Source organism: Bacillus sp. N6, assembly GCF_052805735.1.
Genome location: NZ_CM127843.1, coordinates 85001 through 101875, shown reverse-complemented (window position 1 = coordinate 101875; position 16875 = coordinate 85001). Strand labels below are relative to the sequence as shown.

Below are 16875 nucleotides of genomic sequence, written 5' to 3'. Positions count from 1 at the left end.
TCCTTTGTTATACACCATCACGGCTATTTTTTCAGAACATGAAGGAAACTTTCAGCAATTAGTAAATCCTCTGGAGTCGTCACTTTAATATTATAGTAACTCCCTTCTACTACACCTACTTGCTTTCCAATACGTTCCACGAGACTTGCATCATCTGTACCAAGAAAACAGCTCTGTTTTGCACTTCTATGAGCTTCTAGCAAAAGAGAAACAGAGAACCCTTGCGGTGTTTGTACAGCCTTAAGCTGAGATCGTTCTACCGTTTCGACAACAACACCTTGCTCTACCTTCTTAACTGTATCCTTTACTGGCACTGCACAAATGGAAGCTCCATATTTTTCTGCTGCTGTTAATACATCTTGAATCACTTTATTCGTTACGAATGGGCGCGCTCCGTCATGTACAAGAACGTATTCAACATCACTCGCATGCTGAATCGCGTTATATACACTATCTTGTCTTTCGGCCCCACCCTGAATAAATTGTACCTGTTTTTCAATCGGATACTTCTGCATTAATTCTTCAAAATACGGGCGTTCCTCTTCGTTAATTGCCATAACAATACTTTTGCACGCTTTATCTCTTTCAAAAGCACGTAATGTATGAACGATAATCGGTACTTCATTTATAAGTAAGAACAACTTATTTTTGCCAGCACCCATCCGCTTTCCTTGGCCGGCTGCCGGAATAATTAATGTATACATATTAATAATCCTCTACCTATAATGCTTTTTCTAATAATTTACGTTTTGCGAAAATCATACGACCAGCTGATGTTTGTAATACGCTAGTAACCAGTACATTAAGTTGCGAACCTACATACTCTCTACCATCTTCTACTACAATCATCGTACCATCATCTAAGTACGCAACACCTTGGTTTTGCTCTTTACCATCTTTCACAACATAAACATTTAATTCTTCGCCAGGGAGTACAACTGGTTTAATTGCATTAGCTAAATCATTAATGTTTAACACTGTTACTCCTTGTAATTCAGAAACTTTATTTAAGTTAAAATCATTCGTTACTACAGTTCCACCGGTGATTTTTGCTAACTTTACAAGTTTGCTATCCACCTCTTGGATATCCTCGAAATCGCCTTCATAAATTTCTACCGGAATCGGCATCTCTTTTTGAATACGATTTAAAATGTCTAGTCCTCTGCGACCACGATTACGCTTTAAAGCATCGGAAGAATCGGCAATATGCTGAAGCTCTTCTAATACGAATTGTGGAATCACAATTGTTCCTTCCAAAAACTTCGTTTGGCAAATGTCAGCAATACGTCCATCGATAATTACACTCGTATCGAGAATTTTCCAATGAGTCGTAGATTTTTCTGCTTCTGCCTCTTCGTTCTCGCTATTATTTTTCTTCTTACCTCCGCGTTGGGGTAATGTAAATAATCCTAGCAATTCATTCCTCTTTTTAAATCCTACTTGGAATCCTAAATATCCAAGTAAAAGAGTGAAGAACACTTGCAATACCGTACTAATAACCGGAATTGTAAATTCACGAATCGGTATTAAAATTAAATATGCAACAATAAGACCAGAGATCAATCCTAATGTACCAAATAAAACATCTGCTACAGGCGCCTTTACAAGAGCCTCTTCAATATGCTTAATAAGTTGAACAATATAATCTACAAGCCAAAATGTTGTTAAAAATAAAATAATTGCACCAATAATCGCACGAACATACGATCCTTCCAATAAAGGAACAGCACCGATGTCTAATACATTAATAACTTTTGGGATTAAGTAAATCCCTAACGCTCCCCCGATCACTAGAAAGAAGAGCTGTACGATCCGTTTTAACATCCAACCACCTCCTACTCATTATTAACCATTGTTTCGCTAATCAAAACGCCGAATGCAAAAGCGGACGTGTTTTTTTATAAATAGTTTTATTTACCAATATATCATATCATATACCAAAAATGTTCTAGTGTCGTTATATTATGGAATCAATGTAATATTCTTAATTGTGTCTACTCATATATAGATGCTCTTGAATTCTTTTTAGGCCTTCTCGTATTTTCTTCGCCCTTACTTCCCCAATTCCTTCCACATCATCCAATTCATGAATAGTCGCGCGACAAACTCCTTGCAACGTTTTGAATCGATTAATTAAATTTTCAATGATAAGTGGCGGAACACGAGAGATTTTGCTTGTAATTCGATATCCCCTTGGCGTCACACTTTCTTCTAAACTGGTTTGCCCTGGGTAACCAAGTAATTTAACTAAATCACTATCCTCTAAAAGTTGTGTATTTGCAAGGTCCTGTAACTTTTTCAAAATTTGATGATGGTCTTGTGTTTTCTCCTGATGGTAATCTTTAATTAACAATGCTGCCTCTGCTTCTAAATCAGCTAGTAATTCTGTAAGCTGTAAACGAATTAACCTACCTTCTGTTCCTAGCTCATGAATATAGCTCAATATTTCATTTTTAATACGCAGTACCATTTCAACACTATGTAAAACGTGAACTACCTCAGACATTGTAACGACCTCTTCAAATTCTAGAATGCCCAAATTCGTAATACCATCATTCCATACAGCCTTATATTTTTCTAACGTTTGAATAGCTTGGTTTGCCTTTGTTAAAATAACCCCTATATCTTTTAGTGTATAACGTAAGTTCCCTTGATATAGCGTAATTACGTTACGTCTTTGTGAAATGGCCACAACAAGGCTGCCCGTCTGCTTCGCTACACGTTCTGCTGTTCGGTGACGCATACCGGTTTCAATAGAATCAATAGATGCCTCTGGAACTAACTGTGCATTCGCTATTAAAATTTTACTTCCCGTTTCATTTAAAATAAGTGCCCCGTCCATTTTTGCTAATTCATATAAACTAGCAGGAGAGAATGCACAATTAATGTGAAAACCACCATCCACAATACTTTTAATCTGCTCATTATATCCAAGAACAATTAGCCCCCCTGTTTGTGCGCGAAGTACATTATCTATCCCTTCACGCAGTGGTGTTCCTGGGGCCACGAGCTGTAAAATATTAATCATACTTTTGACACGTTGCTTATTTTCTTCCATAGCCTAGCCTCCTAATGTCAAACGAAGCGCTTCTCCTAAATTAGAAACACCTACAACCTCAATCCCATCCGGAATTGTCCATCCTCCTAAGTTTTTTCTAGGAATAATAACACGTTGAAATCCTAATTTAGCCGCTTCTTGTACACGTTGTTCGATTCTTGATACTCTTCTTATTTCTCCAGTTAATCCTACTTCTCCTATTACTGCATCAGTTGGTGCCGTAGATTTATCCCTAAAACTTGAGGCTATACTTAAAGCCACTGCTAAATCAATTGCCGGTTCGTCTAATTTCAAACCACCAGCTACTTTTAAATATGCATCTTGATTTTGCAATAGTAAACCTGTTCTTTTTTCTAATACTGCCATAATAAGCGAAACACGGTTATGATCAATTCCCGTCGCCATTCTTCGAGGATTTCCAAAACTAGTAGGGGAGATTAATGCTTGTATTTCTACTAAAACCGGTCTTGTTCCTTCCATTGAAGCAACTACTGTTGATCCTGCAACACCAACCGGCCTTTCCTCAAGGAAGATTTCAGAAGGATTTAAAACTTCCGCAAGACCAAGCTCTTTCATTTCAAAGATACCCATTTCATTCGTGGAACCAAAACGGTTCTTCACAGCCCGTAAAATACGATACGTATGATGTCGATCTCCTTCAAAGTAAAGAACTGCATCGACCATATGTTCTAACATACGAGGCCCTGCAATTGCTCCTTCTTTTGTCACATGCCCGACAATGAAAATAGGGATTCCTTTTGTTTTTGCAAGTTTCATTAATTCCGCTGTACATTCACGTACTTGTGCCACACTTCCTGGTGCTGACGTCACTTCAGGTAAATGTATCGTTTGAATAGAATCAATAACAACAAAAGCTGGATTCATCTCTTCAATATGTGCTGCAATACGCTGCAGGTCTGTCTCTGCTACAACAAATAGATTGCTACCCTTTACATGCAAACGATCTGCACGAAGTTTAATCTGCTTTGCCGACTCCTCACCCGATATGTATAATACATCATATGAAGAATCTGCTAATTGTGATGAAATCTGTAATAGTAATGTTGATTTTCCAATCCCAGGGTCTCCACCAATAAGCACTAAGGACCCATCTACAATTCCACCACCAAGCACACGATTAAACTCTTGAAATTCCGTTTCAATACGTGCCTCAGACTTTGTTTCTACTTCGGTAAGACGTCTTGGTTTTGTTACTTCCGTTTGAATTGCATTCGCGTAATTAAGGCGCCTAGATGATACAACTGGCTCCATTTCTTCAACAAGTGTATTCCATTGACCACATCCAGGACATTTACCCATATATTTTGGTGACTGATAACCACATTCTTGACATATAAATTTCGTTTTCTTTTTAGCCATACCTTTTTATAGTTCACTTCACTTTCGTCTATAAACGTTTATCCTTCTCGTACAAGAAAGAGGGCTATCGCGTAGCCCTCTTTGTTTGTCTATACTTATTTTACCTTTTCCGCACTATGAATGACAAATGATTCTCCTTCTACATCAAAGATAACTTTTTGTCCTTTCTCAATAGCACCTTTTAAAAGTTCTTCTGATAGTCTATCTTCTACATGTTTCTGAATTGCTCTGCGAAGTGGACGAGCGCCATACTCACGATCAAATCCTTTATCTGCAATAGCTGAAATTGCCCCTTCCGTTAAGTGCAATTCGATTTCTTGTTCTTTTAAGCGATTAACTAACTGATTTACCATAAGAGTTACAATCTCTTGAATATGTTTTTTCTCAAGCATATGGAATACGATAATTTCATCAATACGGTTTAAGAATTCTGGACGAAATGCCTTTTTCAGCTCATCCATTACTTTACCTTTCATATCCGAATAATCACGGCTTTCATCTTGTACATTAAATCCAAGATGTTTGTTACGTTTTAACGCCTCGGCACCAACGTTAGACGTCATAATAACAATCGTATTACGGAAATCAACTGTACGTCCTTTAGAATCTGTTAAACGACCATCTTCTAATACTTGTAGTAAAATATTAAACACATCCGGATGAGCTTTCTCTACCTCATCTAATAAGACAACTGAATATGGCTTGCGACGAACTTTCTCTGTTAATTGTCCACCTTCTTCATATCCAACATATCCTGGAGGAGAACCAACTAAACGGGAAGTAGAATGCTTCTCCATGTATTCTGACATATCGATGCGAATCATTGCATCTTCATCACCGAACATAGATTCTGCTAGTGCTCTTGCAAGTTCTGTTTTACCTACACCTGTTGGCCCTAAGAAAATAAATGAACCAATTGGGCGCTTCGGATCTTTTAATCCTGCTCTTGCACGACGAACAGCTTTTGCTACAGCTACTACTGCTTCATCTTGACCAATCAAACGATCATGGAGAATGGATTCTAAATTTAATAATTTATCAGTCTCTGTTTGTGCAAGTTTAGAAACTGGGATACGCGTCCATGTAGAAACGACATTTGCAATATCTTCTACCGTAACCTCTGAATTTTCTTTTCCTTGTTGCTCTTTCCATTGACGTTTTGTATCTTCTAACTTCTCACGTAAGCGTTGCTCCATATCACGTAAGGATGCAGCCTTTTCAAATTCTTGACTTTGTACAGCTGCATCTTTTTCTTTTCGAATCTCCTCAAGCTTCACTTCAAGCTCTTTTAAGTTTGGTGGTGTTGTATAAGAACGTAAGCGAACTTTTGAAGCAGCTTCATCAATTAAATCAATTGCTTTATCTGGTAAAAAGCGATCTGTAATATAACGATCTGAAAGTTTTACAGCTGCATCAATAGCGTCATCTGTAATAGATACACGGTGATGCGCCTCATAACGATCACGTAAACCTTTCAAGATTTGAATCGATTCTTCTAAACTTGGCTCATCAACATGAATTGGTTGAAAACGTCTTTCTAAAGCCGCGTCTTTTTCAATATATTTACGATACTCATCTAAAGTTGTTGCCCCAATACATTGTAACTCTCCTCGTGCTAAAGATGGTTTTAAAATATTCGATGCATCGATTGCACCTTCTGCTCCACCTGCACCAATTAATGTATGAAGCTCATCAATAAATAGAATAATATTGCCTGCTTGGCGAATTTCATCCATCACTTTCTTTAAACGATCTTCAAATTCACCGCGATATTTCGTTCCAGCTACCACTGTACCCATATCTAGTGTCATAACACGCTTATCTCTTAAAGTTTCAGGAACTTCATTATTTACAATTTGCTGTGCTAATCCTTCTGCAATTGCCGTTTTACCTACACCAGGCTCACCAATTAATACTGGGTTGTTTTTCGTTCTACGGCTTAATACCTCAATTACACGTTGAATTTCTTTACCACGTCCAATAACAGGGTCTAAGCGATTTTCACGCGCAACAACTGTTAAGTCCCTTGCTAAACTATCAAGTGTCGGTGTATTTGCATTTGATGCTGAACCACCTTGATGACCTGAACTAGCTTCATTACTTCCAAGAAGTTGTAAGACTTGTTGTCTTGCTTTATTTAGACTTACACCTAAATTATTTAAAACACGTGCGGCTACACCTTCACCTTCACGGATTAAACCGAGTAAAATGTGTTCTGTTCCAACGTAAGAATGGCCTAGCTTACGCGCTTCATCCATAGATAATTCAATAACCTTTTTAGCACGAGGTGTATAATGTACAGTTTGAGAAGCTTCTGTTCCACGCCCAATTAACGCTTCTACTTCTTTTTGAACTTTCTCTGGACTTAATCCAAGAGCAATTAATGCTTTTGCTGCAATTCCTTCACCTTCGCGTACAAGCCCAAGTAAAATATGTTCTGTTCCAATATTATTATGCCCAATACGAATTGCTTCCTCTTGAGATAAAGCTAATACTTTCTGTGCTCTTTCTGTAAATCTTCCAAACATCATAGAAATCGCCTCCTACTTGCGCTTAGTTTTTTTCAATACGTAATCGCTCACGGATTAAGGTTGCTCTTCGATAATCTCTTTCTTCTGGCCCTAAAGGTCCACCTGCGTATTGTTGTAAAATACCTGGTTGCGTAAGAACCATTAGCTCAGTCAAAATATTTCTCGATATACCTTTTATATATCCTAGATCAATACCAAGTCGTACATCCGATAAGCAATTGGCTGCTTCTGCAGATTGAATTAAACGACTGTTTGCTAGTATGCCGTAAGAACGATAAACCTTATCTTCAAGTTCAATACTTGAATTTTGTACAATTAATTCTCTAGCTATTTTTTCTTGCTGTATAATTTGTTGAATGACACTCTTTAAATCTGCAATAATATCTTCTTCAGACTTTCCTAGCGTCATTTGATTTGAAACTTGAAATATATTACCTAACGCTTCGCTACCTTCACCGTATATTCCTCTTACTACTAACCCTAATTTTTGAATTACTTGTATAATACGGCTAATTCTTTTTGTTAAAACCAGTCCCGGTAAATGAATCATCACAGAAGCTCTTAACCCTGTGCCAACATTAGTAGGACAACTTGTAATATATCCAAGTGACTCATCAAAAGCGTATTCAACTTCTTTCTCAATCCAATTATCTATTTGATTGGCGCTTTGAAGCGCCTCTGATAACTGTAATCCTGAAAATAGGCACTGAATCCGAATATGGTCTTCTTCATTAAGCATAACACTAATATGTTCACTTTCTGATAGTAGACATGCTCCATATTCTGTCCCTGCAAGATTTGGACTAATTAAATGCTTTTCGACTAAAACTCTCCTTTGAAGAGGGGTTAATTCATTCATCTTTAATAGTCCAAACTCCCCAAAGGACCCTACTGCTTTATTTATAAATTTCTTTTTGAATAATTCATGAATCTGTTTAGCTTCTTCTTCGTTTTGCATAGTGGAAAATTGATATTGTTTAAAATTACGAGCCAAACGAATTCGACTACTTAAAACAATATCAGAATCAGGGCCATCCCCCTTCATCCATGGACTAATTGCTTCGTTCATAATTTTGTCCAGTGACATAGAATTATTCCCCCTCCCTATGCTCACTAAGCTGTATTTCAAGACCTCGGATTTTATCCCTTACCTCTGCAGCTTTCTCAAATTCCTCTTTCTGTACGTATTGTTTCAGAATAAGTTTTAGTTCATCTAATTCTTTCTTTAAGTGGATATTTCCTTCTATACGTTCCGGAATTTTTCCACAATGTTCTGTATGCCCACCGTGAAGGCGTTTTAATAATGGCTTTAAATGCTCCTTAAATGTATCGTAACAAGAAGAACAGCCAAAACGTCCGACTTTTGTAAATTGTTCATATGTCATCTTACAATCTGGACACCTTACTATATCTGCATTTGAAAATCCATTTTTTCCTTCTTCAAACATTGTTGATTCACCGTGTAATAAACCAGCAAATAAATCATGAAATGAAAAGTTAGACTGCGATGATTGAAAGAAAGACGTATAGCCACTTTGCTCTGCACATTGCTCACAAAGATGAACTTCCGCCTTCTTCTCGTTAATTACTTTTGTATAATGTAAAGTTGCTGGTCTTATGTTACAGTTTTGACAAGTCATCACTATCCCCACCTTTACAACAGGAACGCTCTATCTCATGGTACTTTTCATACATTACTAGATTGTTCGCTTTCCTGAATCCATTTAAATAAAAGTGCATGTTCTTTTTCAAAACTTCTACAATATTTAACTGCTTTATCTTAGTTATCAATCTTTTACAAAAGTTATATTTATTTATATTTCAGTGTTCTTAACATTGCGCATAATATTCGAGCCCTAAGTTCATCTCGAGAAGGAACATCCATTGATAATACAGAACGGTCTATTACACTTAACATCAGTTTCGCTTCACGATTTGTTATGATTCCCTCTTCTATTAAACGTATAATCATACTTTCTGCATTCCCTTGCGCAACGCTATGATCAATCATATGAAGCATTTGATCAATAATGTCTATATCATCATGCAGTTTGACTTTTATAATGCGAATGTAACCTCCTCCACCACGTTTACTTTCTACTACAAATCCTCTTTCTAACGTAAAACGGGTATTGATTACATAATTGATTTGAGATGGTACGCACTCGAATCGATCCGCAATCTCATTTCTCTTGATTTCAATCACATTATTATTACTTAAGTCAATAACTTGCTTTAGATATTGCTCAATGATATCAGATATATTTCTCATTTATCCGCCACCTTTATTGACTTTGACTATCTTTGACTTTAATTATATACGTATTAATAAAATTTGCAACTCTTTTGCTTATTCACTATCCTAGCCACATTCCCCTGTATTTAAACAAAATATGAATACTTTAAACACATTTTTTATTACTATGGATTATAAAATAAAACACGAAAAAACACGAGTCATTTGACTCGTGTTTTAGTTGCTTGGCGACGTCCTACTCTCACAGGGACAAGGTCCCAACTACCATCGGCGCTAGAGAGCTTAACTTCCGTGTTCGGTATGGGAACGGGTGTGACCTCTCTGCCATCATCACCAAACTATGAAGGCATATTCCTTCAAAACTAGATAACATTTGCTACATATTATATGGTTAAGTCCTCGATCTATTAGTATTCGTCAGCTCCACATGTCACCATGCTTCCACCTCGAACCTATCAACCTGATCATCTTTCAGGGATCTTACTAGCTTACGCTATGGGAAATCTCATCTTGAGGGGGGCTTCATGCTTAGATGCTTTCAGCACTTATCCCTTCCGCACATAGCTACCCAGCTATGCCCTTGGCAGAACAACTGGTACACCAGCGGTGCGTCCATCCCGGTCCTCTCGTACTAAGGACAGCTCCTCTCAAATTTCCTACGCCCACGACGGATAGGGACCGAACTGTCTCACGACGTTCTGAACCCAGCTCGCGTACCGCTTTAATGGGCGAACAGCCCAACCCTTGGGACCGACTACAGCCCCAGGATGCGATGAGCCGACATCGAGGTGCCAAACCTCCCCGTCGATGTGGACTCTTGGGGGAGATAAGCCTGTTATCCCCGGGGTAGCTTTTATCCGTTGAGCGATGGCCCTTCCATGCGGAACCACCGGATCACTAAGCCCGACTTTCGTCCCTGCTCGACTTGTAGGTCTCGCAGTCAAGCTCCCTTATGCCTTTGCACTCTACGAATGATTTCCAACCATTCTGAGGGAACCTTTGGGCGCCTCCGTTACACTTTAGGAGGCGACCGCCCCAGTCAAACTGCCCACCTGACACTGTCTCCCGGGTCGATAAGACCCGTAGGTTAGAATTTCAATACAGTCAGGGCGGTATCCCACCAGCGCCTCCACCGAAGCTAGCGCTCCGGTTTCAATGGCTCCCGCCTATCCTGTACAAACTGTACCAAAATTCAATATCAGGCTACAGTAAAGCTCCACGGGGTCTTTCCGTCCTGTCGCGGGTAACCTGCATCTTCACAGGTACTATAATTTCACCGAGTCTCTGGTTGAGACAGTGCCCAAATCGTTACACCTTTCGTGCGGGTCGGAACTTACCCGACAAGGAATTTCGCTACCTTAGGACCGTTATAGTTACGGCCGCCGTTTACTGGGGCTTCAGTTCAGAGCTTCGCTTACGCTAACCCCTCTCCTTAACCTTCCAGCACCGGGCAGGTGTCACCCCCTATACTTCGCCTTACGGCTTCGCAGAGAGCTGTGTTTTTGCTAAACAGTCGCTTGGGCCTATTCACTGCGGCTTTCCGTTAAGAAAGCACCCCTTCTCCCGAAGTTACGGGGTCATTTTGCCGAGTTCCTTAACCAGAGTTCTCTCGCACACCTTAGGATTCTCTCCTCGCCTACCTGTGTCGGTTTGCGGTACAGGCACCTTTTATCTCGCTAGAAGCTTTTCTTGGCAGCGGGGAATCAAAGACTTCGCTCCATAAGGAGCTTCCCCATCACAGCTCAGCCTTCACGATAAGCGGATTTGCCTACTTATCAGCCTAACTGCTTGGACGTGCACAACCAATCGCACGCTTCTTCTATCCTTCTGCGTCCCTCCATTGCTCAAACGATAAAGAGGTGGTACAGGAATATCAACCTGTTGTCCATCGCCTACGCCTGTCGGCCTCGGCTTAGGTCCTGACTAACCCTGAGCGGACGAGCCTTCCTCAGGAAACCTTAGGCATTCGGTGGACGGGATTCTCACCCGTCTTTCGCTACTCATACCGGCATTCTCACTTCTAAGCGCTCCACCAGTCCTTCCGGTCTGACTTCACTGCACTTAGAACGCTCCCCTACCACTGATACCATTGGTATCAATTCGCAGCTTCGGTGGTGTATTTAGCCCCGGTACATTTTCGGCGCAGAGTCACTCGACTAGTGAGCTATTACGCACTCTTTAAATGGTGGCTGCTTCTAAGCCAACATCCTAGTTGTCTAAGCAACTCCACATCCTTTTCCACTTAATACACACTTTGGGACCTTAGCTGGCGATCTGGGCTGTTTCCCTCTTGACTACGGATCTTATCACTCGCAGTCTGACTCCTAAGGATAAGTCATTGGCATTCGGAGTTTGACTGAATTCGGTAATCCGATGAGGACCCCTAGTTCAATCAGTGCTCTACCTCCAAGACTCTTACACTTAAGGCTAGCCCTAAAGCTATTTCGGGGAGAACCAGCTATCTCCAGGTTCGATTGGAATTTCTCCGCTACCCACACCTCATCCCCGCACTTTTCAACGTGCGTGGGTTCGGGCCTCCATTCAGTGTTACCTGAACTTCACCCTGGACATGGGTAGATCACCTGGTTTCGGGTCTACGACCACGTACTAAACGCCCTATTCAGACTCGCTTTCGCTGCGGCTCCGCCTCTTCAGCTTAACCTTGCACGGGATCGTAACTCGCCGGTTCATTCTACAAAAGGCACGCCATCACCCATTAACGGGCTCTGACTATTTGTAGGCACACGGTTTCAGGATCTCTTTCACTCCCCTTCCGGGGTGCTTTTCACCTTTCCCTCACGGTACTGGTTCACTATCGATCACTAGGGAGTATTTAGCCTTGGGAGATGGTCCTCCCAGATTCCGACGGAATTTCACGTGTTCCGCCGTACTCAGGATACATTCAAGAGAGAACGAAGTTTCGACTACGGGGTTGTTACCCTCTACGACGGACCTTTCCAGGTCGCTTCGTCTACCTCGTTCCTTTGTAACTCCGTATAGAATGTCCTACAACCCCAAGAGGCAAGCCTCTTGGTTTGGGCTATGTTCCGTTTCGCTCGCCGCTACTCAGGAAATCGCATTTGCTTTCTCTTCCTCCAGGTACTTAGATGTTTCAGTTCCCTGGGTCTGTCTTCCATACCCTATGTATTCAGGTAAGGATACCATACCATTACGTATAGTGGGTTTCCCCATTCGGAAATCTTCGGATCAAAGCTTACTTACAGCTCCCCGAAGCATATCGGCGTTAGTCCCGTCCTTCATCGACTCCTAGTGTCAAGGCATCCACCGTGCGCCCTTTCTAACTTAACCAAACTAAAAATTAAAAAATATGAGCTACACTGTTATCTAGTTTTCAAAGAACATACATTTATATATGAGAGATAGTTCTCTCAAAACTGAACAAAACGAAACACGGAAACTTATATTGATGAACAGCGTTCATCAATTCTCCATAGAAAGGAGGTGATCCAGCCGCACCTTCCGATACGGCTACCTTGTTACGACTTCACCCCAATCATCTGTCCCACCTTAGGCGGCTGGCTCCATAAAGGTTACCCCACCGACTTCGGGTGTTACAAACTCTCGTGGTGTGACGGGCGGTGTGTACAAGGCCCGGGAACGTATTCACCGCGGCATGCTGATCCGCGATTACTAGCGATTCCAGCTTCATGTAGGCGAGTTGCAGCCTACAATCCGAACTGAGAACGGTTTTATGAGATTAGCTCCACCTCGCGGTCTTGCAGCTCTTTGTACCGTCCATTGTAGCACGTGTGTAGCCCAGGTCATAAGGGGCATGATGATTTGACGTCATCCCCACCTTCCTCCGGTTTGTCACCGGCAGTCACCTTAGAGTGCCCAACTTAATGATGGCAACTAAGATCAAGGGTTGCGCTCGTTGCGGGACTTAACCCAACATCTCACGACACGAGCTGACGACAACCATGCACCACCTGTCACTCTGCTCCCGAAGGAGAAGCCCTATCTCTAGGGTTTTCAGAGGATGTCAAGACCTGGTAAGGTTCTTCGCGTTGCTTCGAATTAAACCACATGCTCCACCGCTTGTGCGGGCCCCCGTCAATTCCTTTGAGTTTCAGCCTTGCGGCCGTACTCCCCAGGCGGAGTGCTTAATGCGTTAACTTCAGCACTAAAGGGCGGAAACCCTCTAACACTTAGCACTCATCGTTTACGGCGTGGACTACCAGGGTATCTAATCCTGTTTGCTCCCCACGCTTTCGCGCCTCAGTGTCAGTTACAGACCAGAAAGTCGCCTTCGCCACTGGTGTTCCTCCATATCTCTACGCATTTCACCGCTACACATGGAATTCCACTTTCCTCTTCTGCACTCAAGTCTCCCAGTTTCCAATGACCCTCCACGGTTGAGCCGTGGGCTTTCACATCAGACTTAAGAAACCACCTGCGCGCGCTTTACGCCCAATAATTCCGGATAACGCTTGCCACCTACGTATTACCGCGGCTGCTGGCACGTAGTTAGCCGTGGCTTTCTGGTTAGGTACCGTCAAGGTGCCAGCTTATTCAACTAGCACTTGTTCTTCCCTAACAACAGAGTTTTACGACCCGAAAGCCTTCATCACTCACGCGGCGTTGCTCCGTCAGACTTTCGTCCATTGCGGAAGATTCCCTACTGCTGCCTCCCGTAGGAGTCTGGGCCGTGTCTCAGTCCCAGTGTGGCCGATCACCCTCTCAGGTCGGCTACGCATCGTTGCCTTGGTGAGCCGTTACCTCACCAACTAGCTAATGCGACGCGGGTCCATCCATAAGTGACAGCCGAAGCCGCCTTTCAATTTCGAACCATGCAGTTCAAAATGTTATCCGGTATTAGCCCCGGTTTCCCGGAGTTATCCCAGTCTTATGGGCAGGTTACCCACGTGTTACTCACCCGTCCGCCGCTAACTTCTTGAGAGCAAGCTCTCAATCCATTCGCTCGACTTGCATGTATTAGGCACGCCGCCAGCGTTCATCCTGAGCCAGGATCAAACTCTCCAATAAAGTTAGTTTGTCTAGCATCTAAAAATAAAAATTGACGTTTCACGTTGTTTGTTTCGTTCAGTTTTCAAAGAACTAATGGTGGAGCCTAGCGGGATCGAACCGCTGACCTCCTGCGTGCAAGGCAGGCGCTCTCCCAGCTGAGCTAAGGCCCCAAACAAGTATCGGGAAGACAGGATTTGAACCTGCGACCCCCTGGTCCCAAACCAGGTGCTCTACCAAGCTGAGCCACTTCCCGAAAGAAAACGCGCCCGAGAGGAGTCGAACCCCTAACCTCTTGATCCGTAGTCAAACGCTCTATCCAATTGAGCTACGGGCGCATATGGTGCCGAGGGCGGGGGTCGAACCCGCACGGTGGTCACCCACCGCAGGATTTTAAGTCCTGTGCGTCTGCCTGTTCCGCCACCCCGGCATGTCATATTGAAAATTGGAGCGGAAGACGGGATTCGAACCCGCGACCCCAACCTTGGCAAGGTTGTATTCTACCACTGAACTACTTCCGCAAGACATGTTTGAGATATTTTATTAAAAGTGCGGGTGAAGGGAGTCGAACCCCCACGCCAAAGGCGCTAGATCCTAAGTCTAGTGCGTCTGCCAATTCCGCCACACCCGCATATTTCATTAAAATGGTGAGCCATGAAGGATTCGAACCTTCGACCCTCTGATTAAAAGTCAGATGCTCTACCAACTGAGCTAATGGCTCTCAAAATTAAAACTGGTGCCGACTAGAGGACTTGAACCCCCAACCTACTGATTACAAGTCAGTTGCTCTACCAATTGAGCTAAGTCGGCTAAATGGTGGAGGATGACGGGATCGAACCGCCGACCCCCTGCTTGTAAGGCAGGTGCTCTCCCAGCTGAGCTAATCCTCCGTTTGCCTGGCAACGTCCTACTCTCACAGGGACAAGGTCCCAACTACCATCGGCGCTAGAGAGCTTAACTTCCGTGTTCGGTATGGGAACGGGTGTGACCTCTCTGCCATCATTACCAGACTGTATTCATTTAAGACAAGAATTATTGTAACTCATTTAACTTCTAAAGTCAACAAGTTTTTTATATTCTTTCAAAACTAGATAACATTGCTTCATATTATATGGTTAAGTCCTCGATCTATTAGTATTCGTCAGCTCCACATGTCACCATGCTTCCACCTCGAACCTATCAACCTGATCATCTTTCAGGGATCTTACTAGCTTACGCTATGGGAAATCTCATCTTGAGGGGGGCTTCATGCTTAGATGCTTTCAGCACTTATCCCTTCCGCACATAGCTACCCAGCTATGCCCTTGGCAGAACAACTGGTACACCAGCGGTGCGTCCATCCCGGTCCTCTCGTACTAAGGACAGCTCCTCTCAAATTTCCTACGCCCACGACGGATAGGGACCGAACTGTCTCACGACGTTCTGAACCCAGCTCGCGTACCGCTTTAATGGGCGAACAGCCCAACCCTTGGGACCGACTACAGCCCCAGGATGCGATGAGCCGACATCGAGGTGCCAAACCTCCCCGTCGATGTGGACTCTTGGGGGAGATAAGCCTGTTATCCCCGGGGTAGCTTTTATCCGTTGAGCGATGGCCCTTCCATGCGGAACCACCGGATCACTAAGCCCGACTTTCGTCCCTGCTCGACTTGTAGGTCTCGCAGTCAAGCTCCCTTATGCCTTTGCACTCTACGAATGATTTCCAACCATTCTGAGGGAACCTTTGGGCGCCTCCGTTACACTTTAGGAGGCGACCGCCCCAGTCAAACTGCCCACCTGACACTGTCTCCCGGGTCGATAAGACCCGTAGGTTAGAATTTCAATACAGTCAGGGCGGTATCCCACCAGCGCCTCCACCGAAGCTAGCGCTCCGGTTTCAATGGCTCCCGCCTATCCTGTACAAACTGTACCAAAATTCAATATCAGGCTACAGTAAAGCTCCACGGGGTCTTTCCGTCCTGTCGCGGGTAACCTGCATCTTCACAGGTACTATAATTTCACCGAGTCTCTGGTTGAGACAGTGCCCAAATCGTTACACCTTTCGTGCGGGTCGGAACTTACCCGACAAGGAATTTCGCTACCTTAGGACCGTTATAGTTACGGCCGCCGTTTACTGGGGCTTCAGTTCAGAGCTTCGCTTACGCTAACCCCTCTCCTTAACCTTCCAGCACCGGGCAGGTGTCACCCCCTATACTTCGCCTTACGGCTTCGCAGAGAGCTGTGTTTTTGCTAAACAGTCGCTTGGGCCTATTCACTGCGGCTTTCCGTTAAGAAAGCACCCCTTCTCCCGAAGTTACGGGGTCATTTTGCCGAGTTCCTTAACCAGAGTTCTCTCGCACACCTTAGGATTCTCTCCTCGCCTACCTGTGTCGGTTTGCGGTACAGGCACCTTTTATCTCGCTAGAAGCTTTTCTTGGCAGCGGGGAATCAAAGACTTCGCTCCATAAGGAGCTTCCCCATCACAGCTCAGCCTTCACGATAAGCGGATTTGCCTACTTATCAGCCTAACTGCTTGGACGTGCACAACCAATCGCACGCTTCTTCTATCCTTCTGCGTCCCTCCATTGCTCAAACGATAAAGAGGTGGTACAGGAATATCAACCTGTTGTCCATCGCCTACGCCTGTCGGCCTCGGCTTAGGTCCTGACTAACCCTGAGCGGAC

At 43.3% G+C, this 16875-nt stretch carries 8 protein-coding genes, 9 tRNA genes and 5 rRNA genes (1 of these 22 running past the window's edge); all 22 read right to left on the bottom strand.

Translation table 11 applies throughout. The features are described from left to right. Positions 1-23: 23 nt before the first annotated feature. Positions 24-704 carry a 2-C-methyl-D-erythritol 4-phosphate cytidylyltransferase gene (gene ispD, locus ACUXVC_RS00545; RefSeq protein ID WP_000288307.1) on the bottom strand — a complete coding sequence of 227 codons (681 nt, stop codon included), beginning with the start codon at positions 702-704 and terminating at the stop codon, positions 24-26. 16 nt (positions 705-720) lie between these two features. Beyond that, entirely contained in the window at positions 721-1824 is a 1104-nt protein-coding gene (locus ACUXVC_RS00540) for a PIN/TRAM domain-containing protein (protein ID WP_053565451.1), read from the bottom strand. Positions 1825-1984: 160 nt separating this feature from the next. Further along, complete coding sequence (gene disA, locus ACUXVC_RS00535) at positions 1985-3058, bottom strand: DNA integrity scanning diadenylate cyclase DisA (protein ID WP_000392164.1); 1074 nt, start codon at positions 3056-3058, stop codon at positions 1985-1987. A 3-nt stretch (positions 3059-3061) separates the two neighbouring features. Then, positions 3062-4438, bottom strand: coding sequence for a DNA repair protein RadA (gene radA, locus ACUXVC_RS00530; protein ID WP_001085199.1), 1377 nt, complete (start codon positions 4436-4438; stop codon positions 3062-3064). Positions 4439-4533: 95 nt separating this feature from the next. Beyond that, positions 4534-6969: an ATP-dependent protease ATP-binding subunit ClpC gene (clpC, locus tag ACUXVC_RS00525; protein ID WP_000971170.1), complete on the bottom strand. Its 2436-nt coding sequence runs from the start codon at positions 6967-6969 to the stop codon at positions 4534-4536. A gap of 22 nt (positions 6970-6991) precedes the next feature. Beyond that, the gene (locus ACUXVC_RS00520; RefSeq protein ID WP_000050836.1) at positions 6992-8056 is read right to left on the bottom strand and encodes a protein arginine kinase; all 1065 of its coding nucleotides are present in this window, start codon (positions 8054-8056) and stop codon (positions 6992-6994) included. A gap of 4 nt (positions 8057-8060) precedes the next feature. Beyond that, positions 8061-8609 carry a UvrB/UvrC motif-containing protein gene (locus ACUXVC_RS00515; protein WP_000128385.1) on the bottom strand — a complete coding sequence of 183 codons (549 nt, stop codon included), beginning with the start codon at positions 8607-8609 and terminating at the stop codon, positions 8061-8063. Between the two features lie 170 nt (positions 8610-8779). Beyond that, positions 8780-9241, bottom strand: coding sequence for a transcriptional regulator CtsR (gene ctsR, locus ACUXVC_RS00510; protein WP_001244560.1), 462 nt, complete (start codon positions 9239-9241; stop codon positions 8780-8782). A gap of 207 nt (positions 9242-9448) precedes the next feature. Further along, positions 9449-9564, bottom strand: a 5S ribosomal RNA gene (gene rrf / locus ACUXVC_RS00505). Positions 9565-9613: 49 nt separating this feature from the next. Next, positions 9614-12535 (bottom strand): 23S ribosomal RNA (locus ACUXVC_RS00500). Positions 12536-12681: 146 nt separating this feature from the next. Then, positions 12682-14233: ribosomal RNA gene (locus ACUXVC_RS00495) — 16S ribosomal RNA — on the bottom strand. 76 nt (positions 14234-14309) lie between these two features. Continuing rightward, positions 14310-14385: transfer RNA gene (locus ACUXVC_RS00490), tRNA-Ala, on the bottom strand. 9 nt (positions 14386-14394) lie between these two features. Next, a tRNA-Pro gene (locus ACUXVC_RS00485) sits at positions 14395-14468 on the bottom strand. An 8-nt stretch (positions 14469-14476) separates the two neighbouring features. Then, positions 14477-14550, bottom strand: a tRNA-Arg gene (locus ACUXVC_RS00480). Between the two features lie 3 nt (positions 14551-14553). Beyond that, positions 14554-14642: transfer RNA gene (locus tag ACUXVC_RS00475), tRNA-Leu, on the bottom strand. 16 nt (positions 14643-14658) lie between these two features. Further along, positions 14659-14733 (bottom strand) — tRNA-Gly (locus ACUXVC_RS00470). Between the two features lie 29 nt (positions 14734-14762). Beyond that, positions 14763-14843, bottom strand: a tRNA-Leu gene (locus ACUXVC_RS00465). Between the two features lie 14 nt (positions 14844-14857). Beyond that, a tRNA-Lys gene (locus ACUXVC_RS00460) sits at positions 14858-14933 on the bottom strand. A 13-nt stretch (positions 14934-14946) separates the two neighbouring features. Beyond that, positions 14947-15022, bottom strand: a tRNA-Thr gene (locus tag ACUXVC_RS00455). A 4-nt stretch (positions 15023-15026) separates the two neighbouring features. Further along, positions 15027-15102: transfer RNA gene (locus ACUXVC_RS00450), tRNA-Val, on the bottom strand. Between the two features lie 4 nt (positions 15103-15106). Then, positions 15107-15222, bottom strand: a 5S ribosomal RNA gene (gene rrf, locus ACUXVC_RS00445). 101 nt (positions 15223-15323) lie between these two features. Further along, positions 15324-16875, bottom strand: a 23S ribosomal RNA gene (locus tag ACUXVC_RS00440); it runs 1370 nt beyond the window's last position. The 16S, 23S and 5S rRNA genes sit together here with 9 tRNA genes alongside, the layout of an rRNA operon.